General features: G+C 42.1%; 10 protein-coding genes, 2 tRNA genes and 2 pseudogenes. 4 read left to right on the top strand and 10 right to left on the bottom strand.

Features of this window, described 5'->3' with window-relative positions; translation table 11 throughout:
- Positions 1 to 110: pseudogene (locus NG821_RS11330) on the top strand (IS982 family transposase); the annotation flags it as partial.
- Between the two features lie 296 nt (positions 111 to 406).
- On the opposite strand, the pseudogene NG821_RS12695 reads toward NG821_RS11330, so the two are convergent.
- Both NG821_RS12695 and NG821_RS11325 read right to left on the bottom strand, forming a co-directional pair.
- Positions 407 to 525, bottom strand: a pseudogene (locus NG821_RS12695) (cysteine peptidase family C39 domain-containing protein); the annotation flags it as partial.
- A gap of 12 nt (positions 526 to 537) precedes the next feature.
- Entirely contained in the window at positions 538 to 2,871 is a 2,334-nt protein-coding gene (locus NG821_RS11325) for an outer membrane beta-barrel family protein (protein WP_252761774.1), read from the bottom strand.
- A gap of 205 nt (positions 2,872 to 3,076) precedes the next feature.
- On the opposite strand from NG821_RS11325, the gene NG821_RS12690 reads away from it, so the two are divergent.
- The gene (locus NG821_RS12690) at positions 3,077 to 3,349 is read left to right on the top strand and encodes a YobI family P-loop NTPase (protein ID WP_394802087.1); all 273 of its coding nucleotides are present in this window, start codon (positions 3,077 to 3,079) and stop codon (positions 3,347 to 3,349) included.
- Positions 3,350 to 3,494: 145 nt separating this feature from the next.
- Here NG821_RS12690 and NG821_RS11320 read toward each other — a convergent pair.
- From NG821_RS11320 to sppA, 7 genes are all read right to left on the bottom strand, one after another.
- Positions 3,495 to 3,579: transfer RNA gene (locus NG821_RS11320), tRNA-Ser, on the bottom strand.
- Positions 3,580 to 3,680: 101 nt separating this feature from the next.
- Entirely contained in the window at positions 3,681 to 5,090 is a 1,410-nt protein-coding gene (locus NG821_RS11315; RefSeq protein ID WP_252761773.1) for a glycoside hydrolase family 28 protein, read from the bottom strand.
- An 82-nt stretch (positions 5,091 to 5,172) separates the two neighbouring features.
- Positions 5,173 to 5,245, bottom strand: a tRNA-Phe gene (locus tag NG821_RS11310).
- 222 nt (positions 5,246 to 5,467) lie between these two features.
- Positions 5,468 to 6,583, bottom strand: a complete 1,116-nt coding sequence (gene thiL, locus NG821_RS11305) for a thiamine-phosphate kinase (RefSeq protein ID WP_252761772.1) — start codon at positions 6,581 to 6,583, stop codon at positions 5,468 to 5,470.
- Positions 6,584 to 6,649: 66 nt separating this feature from the next.
- Positions 6,650 to 7,459, bottom strand: coding sequence for a purine-nucleoside phosphorylase (locus NG821_RS11300; RefSeq protein ID WP_449619109.1), 810 nt, complete (start codon positions 7,457 to 7,459; stop codon positions 6,650 to 6,652).
- Positions 7,344 to 8,591: a tetraacyldisaccharide 4'-kinase gene (lpxK, locus tag NG821_RS11295; RefSeq protein ID WP_252761770.1), complete on the bottom strand. Its 1,248-nt coding sequence runs from the start codon at positions 8,589 to 8,591 to the stop codon at positions 7,344 to 7,346. Before lpxK ends, NG821_RS11300 begins: the two co-directional genes overlap by 116 nt.
- Before the next feature lie 171 nt (positions 8,592 to 8,762).
- A complete protein-coding gene (gene sppA / locus NG821_RS11290) occupies positions 8,763 to 10,535 on the bottom strand; it encodes a signal peptide peptidase SppA (protein ID WP_252761769.1) in 1,773 nt (590 codons plus the stop codon).
- Between the two features lie 240 nt (positions 10,536 to 10,775).
- On the opposite strand from sppA, the gene NG821_RS11285 reads away from it, so the two are divergent.
- Positions 10,776 to 12,101: a rhamnogalacturonidase gene (locus NG821_RS11285; protein WP_252761768.1), complete on the top strand. Its 1,326-nt coding sequence runs from the start codon at positions 10,776 to 10,778 to the stop codon at positions 12,099 to 12,101.
- A 62-nt stretch (positions 12,102 to 12,163) separates the two neighbouring features.
- The gene (gene axeA1 / locus NG821_RS11280; RefSeq protein ID WP_252761767.1) at positions 12,164 to 13,561 is read left to right on the top strand and encodes an acetylxylan esterase AxeA1; all 1,398 of its coding nucleotides are present in this window, start codon (positions 12,164 to 12,166) and stop codon (positions 13,559 to 13,561) included.
- 127 nt (positions 13,562 to 13,688) lie between these two features.
- Here the strand turns inward: axeA1 and NG821_RS11275 are convergent, their stop codons facing one another.
- Positions 13,689 to 14,459, bottom strand: coding sequence for an MBL fold metallo-hydrolase (locus NG821_RS11275; RefSeq protein ID WP_252761766.1), 771 nt, complete (start codon positions 14,457 to 14,459; stop codon positions 13,689 to 13,691).
- Positions 14,460 to 15,530 lie beyond the last annotated feature (1,071 nt).

Here is a 15,530-nt window from a genome sequence, read left to right as displayed (position 1 = left end):
ACGGCTTGTTTGCCAGAATAATTGGCAAAATCAGTGCGCTAACCGTTTCTCAATATATGAATTACATTAATGGCAAGCCCATCGGTAGAATTAAATACGCACTAAATTAATTCCGCCAACGGGTATATATTATCTTTTATGGCAAATAATTTGCCTTAAAAGATAATAAATGAACGCTTAATTTTATTGTTGTCTGATATACTATTATTAAAAAGCTAGTAGTAAATGATTTCTGATTTATTGACTTAGGGAAATAAGTTTGGTTTAACTGTTATGAAAATTTCCTGAATAACGGTGTCAAAAAGATCAAGGAGGAATGCATGAGAAAGAAGTCCTTAAGTTGTGATAACCTTAGACCTCGTAATACTCCGTTGAGCGGAGAAAGAGGGATTAAGACATTGATGTAAAATTCTTCAAGGTTGTACCGTATCAATCCTTTACCAAAGTCGGTTATATAAAGGGTCTTGTTCTTCTTCACCTTTATAGCACGACAAAATGATACTGAACCCAATGGAGAATGTAGGGCATAGGGGTGTTTCATAGTCTACTTTTTTCTTCTTTTCCGGCTCCGTCACCAGTATAACGCTTATGTGTTGTATTGAAATTGTAGCCTAAGGTAAGTATTAGACTTCTACAGTTTGGGGAAATAGTCGATTTGATGTTATAATAGTCTGTATGCAGGTCATTTGTCGTTTTTGTAGAACGAAAAATATCGTTTAACTGTATTTTAGTGTAGAGCTTCCGTTTAAAGAACATCTTAGTGACGGACATAGAGAATTCCTGATACTTCCCCATGAAACTATATCCGTCAGCCCCAGAGGTGTGGAATAAATAGTTAGCTCCAATCATCATGCTTGGACGTAGAACAATAATATTGTTAAAAACAAGTTGAAAGATTGGCTTGTTAAAATTATAGGATAGGTCTCGCTTATCAATATTCTGTTTTTGGAAGTCGAACTCGAAAGTGGGATGCCAGAACGTAATAACTGGTTGTGCTGTAAGTGAAAACGTCAGTGCCTTTTCTTTCGGAATATTGATGTTCGTGAGCAGTATGATATCACTTTGGCTGTCATAGCGCTTGCCCCATTGCACAATAGGATTATGGTCTATCTCATAGGCAACTGAAGCATTGAGGAATTTATACATTGCGCTGAGTTCTATGGAATGTTCCATGGTCATCTTCAACGCAGGATTTCCTCCCTCGTAAAGATAACGGCTGTCATATGCGATAATGTTTGATAACTGATCATAGGATGGCTTTGTAGACGTTACACCATACGATAAACCAATGTTAAAGTCCTCTGTACTATAAGATAAATCTATGTTGGGAAAGAATTTATTGTACGTGCGACTTTCGTCAGCATTCTTTGTGCCATCTTCATATACCTTATTAATAATATGCTCGTAGCGTAGTCCGCCAGATATATCGAAATTATCTAGTTTATAGCCAAGAGATGTAAACGCGGCCATATTACTCTCTTTGATTACATTATCGCTAGAGGCTATAATACCCTCTTGGTTGATATAACTTTGATTGATATGACTATTATAATACTCTGATCCAAAATCTAAAGTCAGTGCATCGGTTAATTGATCTTCTGCAGTAAGTTTAGCGGCTGCATAATGACTTTTTGAAAGTTTGTGTGAATTTACAACTCGCATATTATCAACACTATTCTCTGTTGTCTTAGTCAAACTGTTCGTCTTCTTATGATAATAAGTACCATCGAATGTAAGAGCGAAATCACCGAGCTTGCCATTATAATAGGCATCAACCTCGTGAGTAGGGCCATTGTTTGGAGTTACATCTGTTAAATATTCGATGTTCTCTTGCCCTGAACCATTAATTTTCAACAAGTCATTGTAGCTAACACGACCATACTGCCGGCGCACATCTTTTTCAAGATGATACTCCATACCAAAAGACGTACTATCGTTTAGTAGATAGTTAAAGCCAAGTTTTGCGGTTATATTCTTTGTACGCCCTTCACGCTTCATGCCTGTAAGATTTTCTTGAATTTGATTCTTATTTCCATCTATGGTTTGCTCGACAGATTGCTTGCTGTAACTATAATTATTGTTCTGTGTAAACCCACCGAAGATGTCCACTTTTTTTGACCTCCAGTTGAGGCTGGTCCCTATAGCATATCCGGCTTTTAAGGACTGGTTATATGTTCCATCTATAGAGCCACTGAGTCCCTCTCCAATTGGCCTTTTAGTTTTGATAATGATTACAGAGCTTGTCTCAGAATCATACTGTGGTCCGGGAGTTGTAAGGACAGTTACTTTGCTTATATTTGCAGTTTTTAACTGTCGAAGTTCTGTTCCATCCGTAACTTTTCGCCCATTAATATATATTATGGGAGTGCCTTTTCCAAAAATAGTAAAAGCACCATTGCTTCCAGTAACTCGTGGGAGCATAGAAAGTACCTCATCAGCATTGTTCATCTTAGCGAATATCGTATTAGCAATGTTCGTACTATAGCCTCCATGCACCCTATTATATTTGGGCAAGTGACTTTTGACGACCACTTCTCCAAGCGCAATGTTGTCTGTATATAGGATGATGGGCGATAAATTAAGCTTTGTGTAAGGGATATACCTTGTCTTATAACCCACTAATGAAATTTGCAGCATGGCATATTTGCCTGTCGACGGAGGCAATACAAATACTCCTGTGCTATCTGTGACGGTACCAGAAATAAACACAGAATCACCATTAAGTGCAATCACGTTGGCATAAGGTAAGGGGCTATTATGCTCGTCCATTATCCTGCCTTCTAGTTGTTGGGCATTAGCAACTATAGAAAGGCTGAATAACATGACATTAACTAAGAAGAGCTTAAGCATATGCTTTTTAATAGATAACAATTTTATAATTTGCTGTTACGGTTTTGTCTTCAGGAGTACGAATATTCTCTAGGAATACTTGAGTTTCTCTCTATTGGAGTCTATCGGCATATGATTAGGCTTTTAAGTGCTACCGTACCTTTTTGAACGTTCTGGCGGAGTAGTTGCTTCAAACTGAAAGTAAGCTACTACTATTTTCTTCAATCTGTATTCCATCAACAAAATTATGGGACAACTTTGTAAATTATTGTTTTTATTAACATTAGTTGTATGTTTTAATAATATTTTCTTATATTTATCATCAGAGTTGATAGCAAGTGACCAAGATAATTATAAAACGGTTTTAGATATAAAGGAGGTCTTGCAGGTCGCTTTTATGGTAAAAAAAATTAGAAACATTGCTCTGACTGGTCCCTATGGTTCGGATAAAAGTTCAATTCTAAGAATCCTCCTTACGATACTTACCAAGGAGAGAAAGGTTTTAATACATAACATGTAGACGATACTGACGTGGATGGTGAAGGTGTTAAGTTGTTTTGGGGGAGTACAAACAAAAAAAGCGCCTAGAATTGACCTTCTAGGCGCTTTTTCATGTACATTTTCGTGTACATCCTTTGTGACTCGCTGATTATCAGCGTTGGTTGCGGAGAGAGAGGGATTCGAACCCCCGGTACCTCGCGGTACGACGGTTTTCAAGACCGTTGTAATCGACCACTCTACCATCTCTCCTCATTGAGGATTGAACCAGAACGGTTTCTTAATGCGAGTGCAAAGGTATAACTATTTTTCTGTTCTACCAAATTATGCGTTCACTTTTTGTCTCAATGGTATTATTTTGTCTTTGGCCTTGGAGTGAAGGTGAAGAACCTGACATTCTTCAGATCAATATCACAGTTCTTGTTGATATCTGTAGACTTCTGTGTGTAGAAAATCGTGGTATTTGATATGGAAATAGCCTTGACCATACCTGGTGCGCCATTGGCAGCTATCCCGATCCCGGCTCCACGACAGAACACGTCACTGATATGGATGTCTTTGAAGTCAGGTACATATTTTTCAGTGTTCTTATTAATTTCCGAATCTCCGGGATGGTTTTCATAATCGCATTGAAAGACAATAGCCTGATCTTTGATGTCCGTCATATAGATATGGTCTATGAAAATGTTCTCAGTAGGTCCACCACGACCTACGGCACTTTTGAAGCGGAGACCGGTATCTGTTCCCATAAAACGGTTGTTGCGAACGATAATGTTTTTCATCCCTCCTGAAACATCGCTGCCGATAACGAAACCACCATGTGCATGGAAGACGACATTGTCCTGTATATTAATATTCTCGCAAGCACCGTTAGCCACGCCTTCAGCACCGGCTCCACCTTTCATGCAGATTCCATCATCTCCTGCATTGATGGTGTTGTTGACGATAAGGACATCTTTGCAATTGCCTATATCCAAGGCATCACCGTTCTGCGCATTCCAGGGGCAGGCTACAGTTATCCCGTCAATGATCAACTGGTCACAATTTTGCGGGTTAATGTGAAAGCGGGGAGAGTTCATGACTGTAATGCCTTGGATCAAAATGTGGTGGCAATTTTGGAGTTGGATCAGATGATTGCGCAACTGTTCCTGTTTCTCAGGACTGTCTGCGACATTGTCAAAGTCCTTCAGATTGAAAGGATACCATTTCCTGCCGTTGTCAGCTACCGTTCCCCCCATAGCCATCAACTGTTTCCATTCCTCATCGCTCATTTTTCCTCTTTTCGCATATCTCCACCATTCACCATTCCCATCGATAGCTCCCTCACCGGTAATGGAAATATTGTCCAATCCTTTTCCACTAATTTCGGAGACTGCCCGTTTGCGTGTCTTGTCTTTGTCAGTCGGCAGAAATTCCAATTTGTCAGGCGAGAATACGATGATGGCATTCTTGTCTAGATGGAGATCGATATTGCTCCTCAAACTGATTGGACCAGTCAGATAGATTCCTGCAGGTACTTGCAAGTGCCCGCCACCGTGTTGACTGAGATAGAGAAGAGCAGATTGAAACGCTTTGGTATTTGGAGCGATTCCATTGCCGTTGCCTCCGAAATCAGACAGTGATACCTGTAATTCAGGGATAGGAGGGGCGATGACAATAGGCATATTGACCGGAAGATTCTCATAATATTTCCCGTAATTCTGTTGTGCAAGACAAGTCAGAGGCAGGAACATCAGTAAAAAGAAAATGTGTTTAGTTTTCATGTAGTTCAGGATTAGTCTTAAAGCAGGCTATAAAACAAAAGAGGCGGCCGCTGTTAACGAACCGCCTCAGTGAAAGGAGGAGTGGTACCTCTTGGAGTTGAACCAAGGACACACGGATTTTCAGTCCGATGCTCTACCACCTGAGCTAAGGCACCCCATCTTTTTGTTTTGCGGTTGCAAAGGTAAGAAGAAAAATCCACACAGACGAAAGGGCAGATAGAAAAATCACGTCCGTTAAGGTTTATTAACGATTTGGGGCTGCTCGATATTTAGGAGAGAAAAGCCCTGAGAACGCTTGTCTTCAATACCTTGTGAGACCAATTAATAGGGCTATTTCAAGACAAGACTGATACGCAGAGCAGACTTGTCTGAAACCGTCAAGTATTGCTTTTCAGCGGATTCCATCCTTGGGCAGGCAAGTCGAATTCGTTGTCATCGCGGGTTACCAGTTTGACGCCCAATTCTTCTTTTGTGATATATCCGATCTGTTTTACACCTTCAATGGCACTGATCTTCTCATGGTCACCTATGGACACTGTGAACAGGAGTTCATAATCTTCCCCTCCATTCAGTGCGCAGGTTGTCACGTTCATGTTCAGTTCTTCAGCCATTACCGCAGTTTGGTAGTCTATAGGAATTTCCTTCTCATAGATCCGGCAACCACAGTGACTCTGTTGGCAGATATGATGCAGTTCACTGCTGAGGCCGTCTGAGATGTCCATCATTGCTGTAGGTTTGATGCCGGCATCGCGGAGTTTCTTAATCATGTCACCCCGAGCTTCAGGTTGGAGTTGTCGTTGAACCAGATATTCCTTGCCAGAGAAATCCGGTTGGAAACCATCCATGGATGAAAGTTCAGTGCGGAGTTGATGCTCTTTCCTCGTATCCCCGCTCTTTTCCGCTTCCTGTATCTTTTTCCTCAAGTCATTGATCTGTCCGTAGTAGACGCTATTCTCACGCTCGAGGAGTTGGAGTCCCATATAGGCGGCCCCTAAATCTCCGGTGACACACACCAAGTCAGTTTCGTTGGCACCATTGCGGTAAACGATGTCAGCTTTGTCCGCTTCACCTATACAAGTGATGCTGATAGCCAAACCGGTATAAGAAGGAGAGGTGTCACCCCCGACGATATCAATGTCCCATTTCCCGCAAGCAGCTTCAAGGCCCTTGTAGAACTCTTCCATATCTTCTACCTTGAAGCGTTTGCCGAGGGCAATATTGACAATCATCTGCTTAGGTGTCCCGTTCATGGCGAAGACATCACTGATATTGACCATTGCCGATTTGTAACCGAGATGCTCCATGTCCATGTAGGTGAGATCGAAGTGAATGCCTTCCATCAGCATGTCGCTGGTCACGAGTACCTCTTTGTCAGGGTACTCAAGGACGGCACAGTCGTCTCCGACACCATAGGCAGTCTCTTTGTTCTTGATCTTAATGTTTTTGGTGAGACGGTCGATAAGGCCGAATTCTCCCAGTTCGGATATTTCCATTTAGATATCAATCATTATATGTTGTTGATAGAGTCATTGGTCAGTTGGCAGCAGGTTCGGTCCGGATCAACTGCGCTTGATCATTTCCCGCATGATTTCGGTCATGTGCGGTTCTGCTGAATTAGCCGCTTTTTGAACCTCTTCATGGCTCACTTGTACAGGTATGTCAAAACCTCCAAGGTCAGTAATGATGCTGACACCGAAAACCTTGATGTCACAATGGCGGGCGACGATGACTTCTGGGACGGTACTCATGCCTACCGCATCGGCACCTAAGATGTGATACATCAGGTATTCGTGAGGCGTTTCGAAAGTCGGGCCTTGTACCCCGATATATACACCGTGCTGTACGGGAATGTTCTTTTCTGCAGCGATGCTGTCAGCCAAAGCGATCAGTTTGTGGTCATAGGCTTCGTGCATATCCGGAAAACGGGCGTAACCGGGAAGGTTGACACCATGCAACGGGTGTTCCGGGAAGAAGTTGATGTGGTCAGTGATGATCATGATGTCACCTACCTTGAATTTCGGGTTCATTCCGCCCGAAGCATTGCTCACGAAGAGTGTTTCTATACCCAACTGGTGCATGACACGTACCGGGAAAGTGACTTCCTGCATGGTATAGCCTTCATAGTAATGGAATCTGCCATCCATGGCCATAATATCCTTTCCGCCAAGTTTGCCGAATATCAGTTTTCCTGCGTGGCCTTGGACGGTGCTGACCGGGAAATTGGGGATTTCATTATATGGGATTTCCAGGCAGTCAGTTATCTCGGAAGCTAATTGTCCGAGTCCTGTGCCCAGAATGATGGCTATCTTTGGATTTGTTTTCATCCTTGTCTTTAACCAGGATGCTGTTTCTTGAATTTTTTCTAACATAACTTATCATCTTTTGATTAAAACTTTCACCTTCATTTAGCATAAAGCGGATACGGATAGGAAGGACAAAAAGGTTTTCCTTCACCTTATCACTCAATCCTTCGGAATCCTGTAGTCTCGCGGCATCTTTTTCTGTTGTGATGATGACCTTGGGTTCAGAAAGAGACTCAAAGGTGTCATTGATCTTGATTATATCTTTTGTACAGAAGTTATGGTGATCAGGATAGGTGAGGGGCGTGATGTCTGCAGGTTCTATCTCTGTGAGATCCTGTAGGATCTGTTTAGGGGATGCGATGCCTGTGAGCAAGAGCACATGCTGCCCCTGGATAGATTTTAAAGGACGACCGCCAGAACATTCTGGGACTTTCGGATCATGAGAATCCGCAGATACTGAGATTTCAGTATCCGTATGGTTGTCTTTGGGGAATAACGGCCGCAGGTCGCAATACCCCAATGTTGTAAAATAAAGTTCCTGATAGGGATACAGATTGAGCGCCTTTGTCAAGACGCGGAATTCCATCGGTTTGAGATCTTTCGGGCATTTGGAGACAATGACGATATCTGCTCTGTTCTTGCCTGATTCAGGTTCTCTGAGACGGCCGGCAGGCAATAATTTGTCATAGATAATCAACCGGTGATAATCAATGAGAAGAATGCTGATGCCTGGTTGTACGAAGCGGTGTTGGAAAGCATCATCCAGAAGAATGACATCCACATCTTTTGTCTGTTGGTCAGACTGCAACCGTTCAATTCCTTCTCTGCGGTTCTTGTCCACAGCCACATAGATATGCCGGAATTTCTGTTTCATCTGATACGGTTCATCACCTATTACTGACATCTTCGTATCATTGTCGGCTAAGACATAGCCATGACTTTTCCTCTTGTATCCGCGTGAAAGAACGGCAACCTTAAAGGCATTTTGGAGCAGATTGACCAGATATTCCACATGAGGTGTCTTTCCTGATCCGCCTACAGTAATATTTCCGACGGAGATGACAGGAATGTCGTAGGATTTTGTCTTGAGAATGCCGACATCAAACATCCAGTTTCTCAGTCTGACTCCTAAACCATACAACCAACTCAATGGTAACAGCCATTCATTAACTTTGATAAAATCTCCTTCGGTTCTCATTCACTTCTCGATGGTTAAAAACGATTTTTTAATATTTAAATAAATTGTCAAGACCTTTCCTTGATGACTCTCAGGAAGCACTCATCCTGACTTGGAAGCACTCTTTGACTTCTTCCTTTAGCTTAAAGGAAGAGGTCTGCTTTTGCACACGCAGCCCTGAAAGACTCTTTTTCAGCGTATGTTGATGTTTTCAGAGATTCTGGCTTGCAATAATTCCTGATGTGAATTGAGTTCTTTCAATAGTAGGAACGGTTCGTAGTAGTCGCCTAACGAGGCCTTGATGGTCTCATCCAAATTATTATTGTGTTGGATTTCTCCCATGAATCGGTCAGACCATTTATCGAGTTCCGGATATTCTTCAGTATGGTAACTCTTCAGACGGGCGAGTTGCGCAGCTTTTGTGATTGCTGTATTCACGCCCCCCAACTGGTCTACGAGGCCGATTTTGATGGCATCCATTCCCAGCCAGACATGTCCTTGGGCGATACGTTCCACCTGAGGGATCGTCATCTTGCGCCCATTGGCTACACGAGAGCGGAACAATTGGTACCCTCTATTAATATAACCGGTAAACAACCGGAGTTCATCATTGTTGAGAGGTCTTGCCCACGTGTCACCGAAGATAGAATGCTTGTTGGTCTGAACCTGATCAAAATGCAGGCCGAGTTTCTTCGTACCCAGTTCACTGAGGTCCCTGAAGACGCCGAAGATACCTATACTTCCCGTTAAGGTCGTCGGTTGTGCGACGATCCAATTGGCATTACAACTCATATAATAGCCACCGCTGGCAGCGAGGTCCCCCATAGAGATGATAACCGGTTTCTTCGCTTTCAGTTCAGTGACGGCATGCCAAATCTGCTCCGAGGCATAAGCATCGCCACCGGGGGAATTTAGTCGGATCACGACGGCCTTGACGTCATCATCATCTTTGAGTTTTTCGAGATCCTTACACACTTTCGTAGAGACAATAGCGTTATCACTCACGAAATTGCTTGCGGTATTATTCAGTACGATTTCTCCGAAAGCATAGTATACGGCAATCTCTCCGCCGTCATCACTCTTATCAGCTTTCTTCATGTCTTCGGGGCTGACCTGCGAGATACTCTGGTCTTCGTCTAGCCCCAACTGTTTCTTGATGACGTTCTTGACCTCATCATCATAGAGGAATCCGTCGACGAGTTTGTATTTCTTGTAATTCTTCGGGGCAGTCAGCAGTATCAGTCGGTCAGCATAGGCATTGATGGAATCCTTGTTGATATGACGGCTTGCAGAGATAGCATCGACGATGGTTTTCCACGTTCCGTTGATGATTGCGGTTTGCTGAAGTCTGTTGGCTTTGCTCATCTTGTCGGCGGTATAAGCCTCCGTTGCACTTTTATAAGCGCCTACTTTGACGACCTGATAATGGATGCCGAATTTAGCAGCCAGGTCTTTGATGTACATCGGTTGTGCGCCTATACCGTGGATGTCGATCATCCCTGAAGGGTTCAGATAGATTTTATCAGCTAAGGATGCGATATAGTAAGCCCCTTGTGTGTACATGTCACCATAGGCAATGATCCATTTGCCACTTTTCTTGAAGTCGGCTAAAGCGTTACGCAACTCTTGTAAGGTACCGTAATTGTTGATGAGTGTACCTGTTTCGATATAGATGCCTTTGATGTGTGAATCCTTCTTGGCTTTCTCAATAGATGAGAGCAGGTCATCGAGGCCGATTTGGTCAGCTTCTCCCCCTGTGATTTCTCCGAGGAGATTGTTTTCTACGCGCTCCTCTATCGAACCTTTGAGATCCAGGACCAAAACGGAATTATTAGCTATCTTTTTCGAGGAATTCTCTGAGGCGATGATTCCGATCAAACCTAATAACCCGAAGATTAAGAGAACAAGCCCGAAACCGAATAGGCCTACAATGGTAGCAAGGACATTTTTGAAGAAATCTTTCATATACTTCTTTTTCGTAAAATCCAAAAGTCGTTAGTTAACAACAAAGTTAACAATAAAAAATGAAGAAATGGGATTTTTGCCTGAAGAATAGTCAAAAATAAGGATTATTTATCAAAATCAGGACTCTGTCTTTGAAAAATTATTGTTATCTTTGCGGATAATCTTGAACCATAATCATTAAAAGGTGTATGATGCAGCGGCTGATCATCTTGCTTTCAATAAAACAAAATACTTAAATCTATGAAACAAATACTGTTATCCTGTTTACTCTCATTATTGGCAGTTCTTCCAGTTCCGGCTAAGACGAAAAGGGACCTGTGGCCTGATGGGACTCCTATGAATGCGTGGTTCTCCGATACCTCTAAAGTCGATGTCAACAAATTGGGGACGCGTTATGTCATTACTGACCATGGCGTCAAAAATGACAGTACTATTCTGCAAACGGCTCAAATCCAAGCTGTGATTGACCGGGCAGCCAAAGAAGGAGGCGGGGTCATTGTCGTTCCAAAAGGAACTTTTCTCACTGGTGCCTTGTTTTTCCGCCAAGGGACAAATCTTTATCTTGAAGAGGGCGGAAGACTGAAGGGGAGTGACAGAATTGCCAATTTCCCTCTGCTCCAAACACGGATAGAAGGGCAAACTTGTCCTTATTTTGCTGCGCTGATCAATGCTGATGGCCTCAACGGCTTTACTATTGCCGGCAAAGGGACGATTGACGGAAACGGATTCAATTTTTGGCAGGAATTTTGGATACGCCGTAAATTGAATCCTCAATGTACGAATAAGGAAGCGATGCGTCCGAGGTTGGTCTATATATCCAATTGCAAGAACGTCACTCTTCAGGACGTTCATTTGATCAACAGTCCTTTTTGGACAAATCATATTTACCGCAGTGATCACGTGCGCTATCTGGATTGTTATATCTATGCCCCAACTGACGGACCTGTAAAGGCGCCCAGTTCTGATGCGATCGACATTGATGTCTGTCATGATTTTCTGATTCACGGCTGCTATATGAATGTCAATGACGATGCGGTTGTCATGAAAGGTGGAAAAGGGACTTGGGCAGATAAAGATTCTACAAATGGCCCTAACCGGGATATCTTGATAGAAAACTGTCATTATGGTACTGTCCACGGCTGTCTGACTTTGGGAAGTGAAAGTATTGACGATCATAATATCGTTCTCCGCAATTGTCATTCAGATCATGCCAGTCGTGTGTTGTGGCTGAAACTTCGCCCCGATACCCCTCAACAGTATGGCTATGTGACGGTTGACGGTATCACAGGCAATACCGGACAATTTCTCGTGGTACGGCCTTGGATGCAGTTTTTTAAACCCGAGAAGCGCGATGATATGCCTGAAAGCCGTTGCCATCATATTGTCATAAAGAATATCAGAATGAACTGCAAGAATTTCTTCGATGTCGGTAAAAGTGATAAGTATCAGTTGGATCATTTTACATTCGAAAACATCAATGTCGAAGATGAGAAGAATGCTTTTGACCCGAACCTGATTCCCAATACTACTTTGAAGAAAGTTGTGATCAATGGGAAAAAGTTCTGATTTATGGCCTTTGGCTTTTGGTCCTTGAGAAATAAGAATGAGTGAATAAAGAATAATGTATTATGAAGAAAGTGTGTCTTTTATCAGTCCTTTTGTCGTTGATAACACTGTCTTCCGTCGCACAGACGGCACGGAAGTTTGTCTTGAACCTCACTCCTGACAGTGCATCGACTTTGACTTGTTACTTGCCCACCCATGCATCGGGCCGAGCTATAGTAGATTGTCCTGGAGGAGGGTATACGCATTTGGCCGTTGATAACGAGGGGCATCAATGGGCAGGTTTCTTCAACCAGCGCGGTATCAGTTATTTTGTACTGCAATATCGTATGCCACATGGTGATCGCACTCTGCCTGTCAGTGATGCGGAGCACGCAATGAAGTTGGTCCGGGATTCAGCTACTCGTTGGCAGATTAACCCTTATGATGTAGGCATCATGGGGTTTTCTGCGGGGGGACATCTTGCTTCTACCATAAGTACTCATGCGGAATATGCTGTGCGCCCTGATTTCTCCATCCTTTTTTATCCTGTCATTACGATGGGGAAGGGATGTCATCAGGGTTCTAGGGACAATTTTCTGGGTCAGTCACCGGATGAGGCGCTCGTCGGGGATTTTTCCAATGAAACTCAGGTTCGGGTACATCTGACACCACCTTGTGTCGTACTCCTTGCAAATGATGACGTCGGAGTTCCTCCTGTGGAAAATGGCATAGCTTATTATTCTGCCATGCGGAAAGTGGGCAATGATTGTGCCCTATATGTTTATCCTACAGGCGGACACGGTTTCGGTTTTAAAACTTCTTTTCCGTATCATGACCAAATGTTGAATGATTTGTCTTCTTGGTTGGCTACACATCCCAGTCCTCGTCATGATGCTGTCAGAATAGCTTGTATCGGCAATAGTATTACGGAAGGGTATGGTATCGATATGTCCTCGGAATATGGTTATCCTGCGGATTTACAGAAAAAACTGGGAACCGGGTATTTGGTAAAGAACTTCGGTGTGTCTGCACGGACCTTATTGAATAAAGGTGATTTTCCTTATATGAAGGAACGTCAGTGGAAGGATGCGTTGGCCTTTCGCCCGCAGATCGTCATTCTTGGTTTGGGGACAAACGATTCTAAACCTGAGAATTGGCGCTATGGCAAGGAGTTCAAAAAGGACTTGCAACAGATGCTCGATTCTCTGAAAAGTCTGTCGTCAAAGCCTGTCATCTATCTGGCTACTCCCATACCTGCTTTTAAACCGACCTGGAATATCAACGATCATGTCATCTCTGAGGAGATCATTCCTGACATCCGCAAATTGGCTAAGAAAAATAAGTGTCGTTTGATAGATCTTCATACAGATTATGCTCCTTATTCCAGTCTCCAGCAGGAAGATGGCATCCATCCAACTGCTAAAGGTGCTGAAAAACTGGCGGAACTGATAGCCCCCACTTTACTGAAGGGGCGTCAATGATATAGGTCGATATCATCGTTGTCTATCTTTTTTCTTGTTATTGATGGGGGAGAAGATAGACAATAGGGTTCTAAAAAAACTTATGCTCAAGTTAAGACTCTTCCTTTTTCGAAAATGGAGACAGTTATTATTTGAAATACTTCATCTTAACTTCTGACGGAACACCAACAAGAGCTTTCTCGATGGCCTCAGGTTTGGTCTTTCCCCAGTTGTATGGATAGACTACTTTGGGGCGGATCAACATGACAGCTTTTCGTAATTGTGGGAGAGTCATAGTATAAGGCTGATTACAAGGCAGAAAGGCAATATCGATATTCTTCAGTTGCTTCATTTCCGGAATAAGTTCAGTGTCTCCTGCAATGTAAACTCTGAATCCATTAAAATCGATGACATAGCCGTTTCCTATTCCTTTCTGGTGGATTTTCCTGTATTTTTTCGTGATATTATAAGCGGGGACGGCATAAACTATAATTCCATTTCCTAGATTTGCCTGCTGTCCATTGGAAATATGCATTCCCCGATGATAATAACGGTTCCAACTGCTGATGTCCATCAGTATCTGAGTTTTGGAGCCGTCTGTCAGTGCCAATATACCCGATTTGTCAAAATGGTCATCATGCTTGTGTGTTACCAGAATGTAATCAGCTTTCGGCTTGTCAAAATATTCTACGATAGGTGGAACATTGCTGGCAACAGGGTCTATCTCAAATTCCAGTCCATTGTAGTTGATTTCTATTGAAGCATGTTTGATGGGGGTAATGACTAGTCGTTTGCCGTCTTTGGTGATGTACGTATCAGCACCTGAAGCAATTTTATGGCAGCCAGAAGTCAGGAATACAAATTGAAGTAATAAAAGACAGAGCAGTATTTGTTTTAAAGGTCTTATGTTGTATTTCATATATTTCTGATATAATCGATTCTCTCTTTGGGGACTTTCAAGCTTTGGGAATCTTGAAAACCATTTATTCCACAAAAATAAAAAAATAATCAGGGTAAACAAAGAAAGAATAGTTAAAAGACTATTGTCAGGAATAAAACGTCTAATGATTTAGCAGTCTTTCGACTACAAAGTCCTAATTCCTAAATCTGTCATTCAATTTTAGAGTCTATTAGTGTGCGCCCTATACTTCATTCTGACCACATCCTCGAATAATTATTCACCTTATTATATTATATGTGGAGAACCGGATTTATATAGCGGACTCGCATGATTTTTTGGTATCTCTGGCATTTTTGGCTGCAACTTAGCCCTACCAACCTTTTTTTTGTATTTATTGCCATCAAGCTTCTGTACGTCTATCGAGTTTTGGGGTAGGATTTGGGCAATTCTGCTATTGATGTTGAAGATGATTTTATTTTCGTCTGACAGAGTTTGATGTTTTTTCATTTCTATTGATGATATCTTCGCATCTGAAGATGCACGTCCATTTATCACTTACATTTATCCATCGTTTCTTTGATATGCTATTATGCGTTCTGTTCACATCTTTTATCGGAGGTAAATGATGTTATTCTTGAAATAACATTCTTTTGGGGGGAATATGAGCTTGTGAGATCTAAAGTTGTCCGTTCTCCATTTCATGTCTTTTTTGTAATTCTTTTCGTGAAAATCCCTTGTTAGAGAGTGAAAATCTTCATTTTTGAACAAAAAGATAAATATTTGAACAGAATCACAATTTAAAATATCAGAAATTGCTTACTTTTGCAGTATTAAAAACTATTAATCTATCATTAGTAACTAAAAAATAAAATGTCATGAAAACTAGATTTAAAAAACAATCAAAAAACTATCTCAAATTTTTCAATATCATTTATAAGGTGTTCTGATTTATAAATGAAGATTATACTATACCCCAATTTTAGACAATGTTTAACTTTTATTTAAATAATATACTCATCCACGGAGAGCGCGCATAGCGGCAAGAGGCGTCGTGTAACGCCTCGGCGAGCGTCACGCTGCAGATTGATA

This window comes from Segatella cerevisiae, assembly GCF_024054555.1.
Classification (GTDB): domain Bacteria; phylum Bacteroidota; class Bacteroidia; order Bacteroidales; family Bacteroidaceae; genus Prevotella; species Prevotella cerevisiae.
This window is presented reverse-complemented; position numbering and strand designations above follow the sequence as displayed.

Bases quoted from the DNA above. Each gene is read 5' to 3' on its own strand.
- NG821_RS12690 (WP_394802087.1), top strand. From the start codon at position 3,077: ATGGGACAACTTTGTAAATTATTGTTTTTATTAACATTAGTTGTATGT.
- NG821_RS11315 (WP_252761773.1), bottom strand. From the start codon at position 5,090: ATGAAAACTAAACACATTTTCTTTTTACTGATGTTCCTGCCTCTGACT.
- thiL (WP_252761772.1), bottom strand. From the start codon at position 6,583: ATGGAAATATCCGAACTGGGAGAATTCGGCCTTATCGACCGTCTCACC.
- NG821_RS11300 (WP_449619109.1), bottom strand. From the start codon at position 7,459: ATGTTAGAAAAAATTCAAGAAACAGCATCCTGGTTAAAGACAAGGATG.
- lpxK (WP_252761770.1), bottom strand. From the start codon at position 8,591: ATGAGAACCGAAGGAGATTTTATCAAAGTTAATGAATGGCTGTTACCA.
- sppA (WP_252761769.1), bottom strand. From the start codon at position 10,535: ATGAAAGATTTCTTCAAAAATGTCCTTGCTACCATTGTAGGCCTATTC.
- NG821_RS11285 (WP_252761768.1), top strand. From the start codon at position 10,776: ATGAAACAAATACTGTTATCCTGTTTACTCTCATTATTGGCAGTTCTT.
- axeA1 (WP_252761767.1), top strand. From the start codon at position 12,164: ATGAAGAAAGTGTGTCTTTTATCAGTCCTTTTGTCGTTGATAACACTG.
- NG821_RS11275 (WP_252761766.1), bottom strand. From the start codon at position 14,459: ATGAAATACAACATAAGACCTTTAAAACAAATACTGCTCTGTCTTTTA.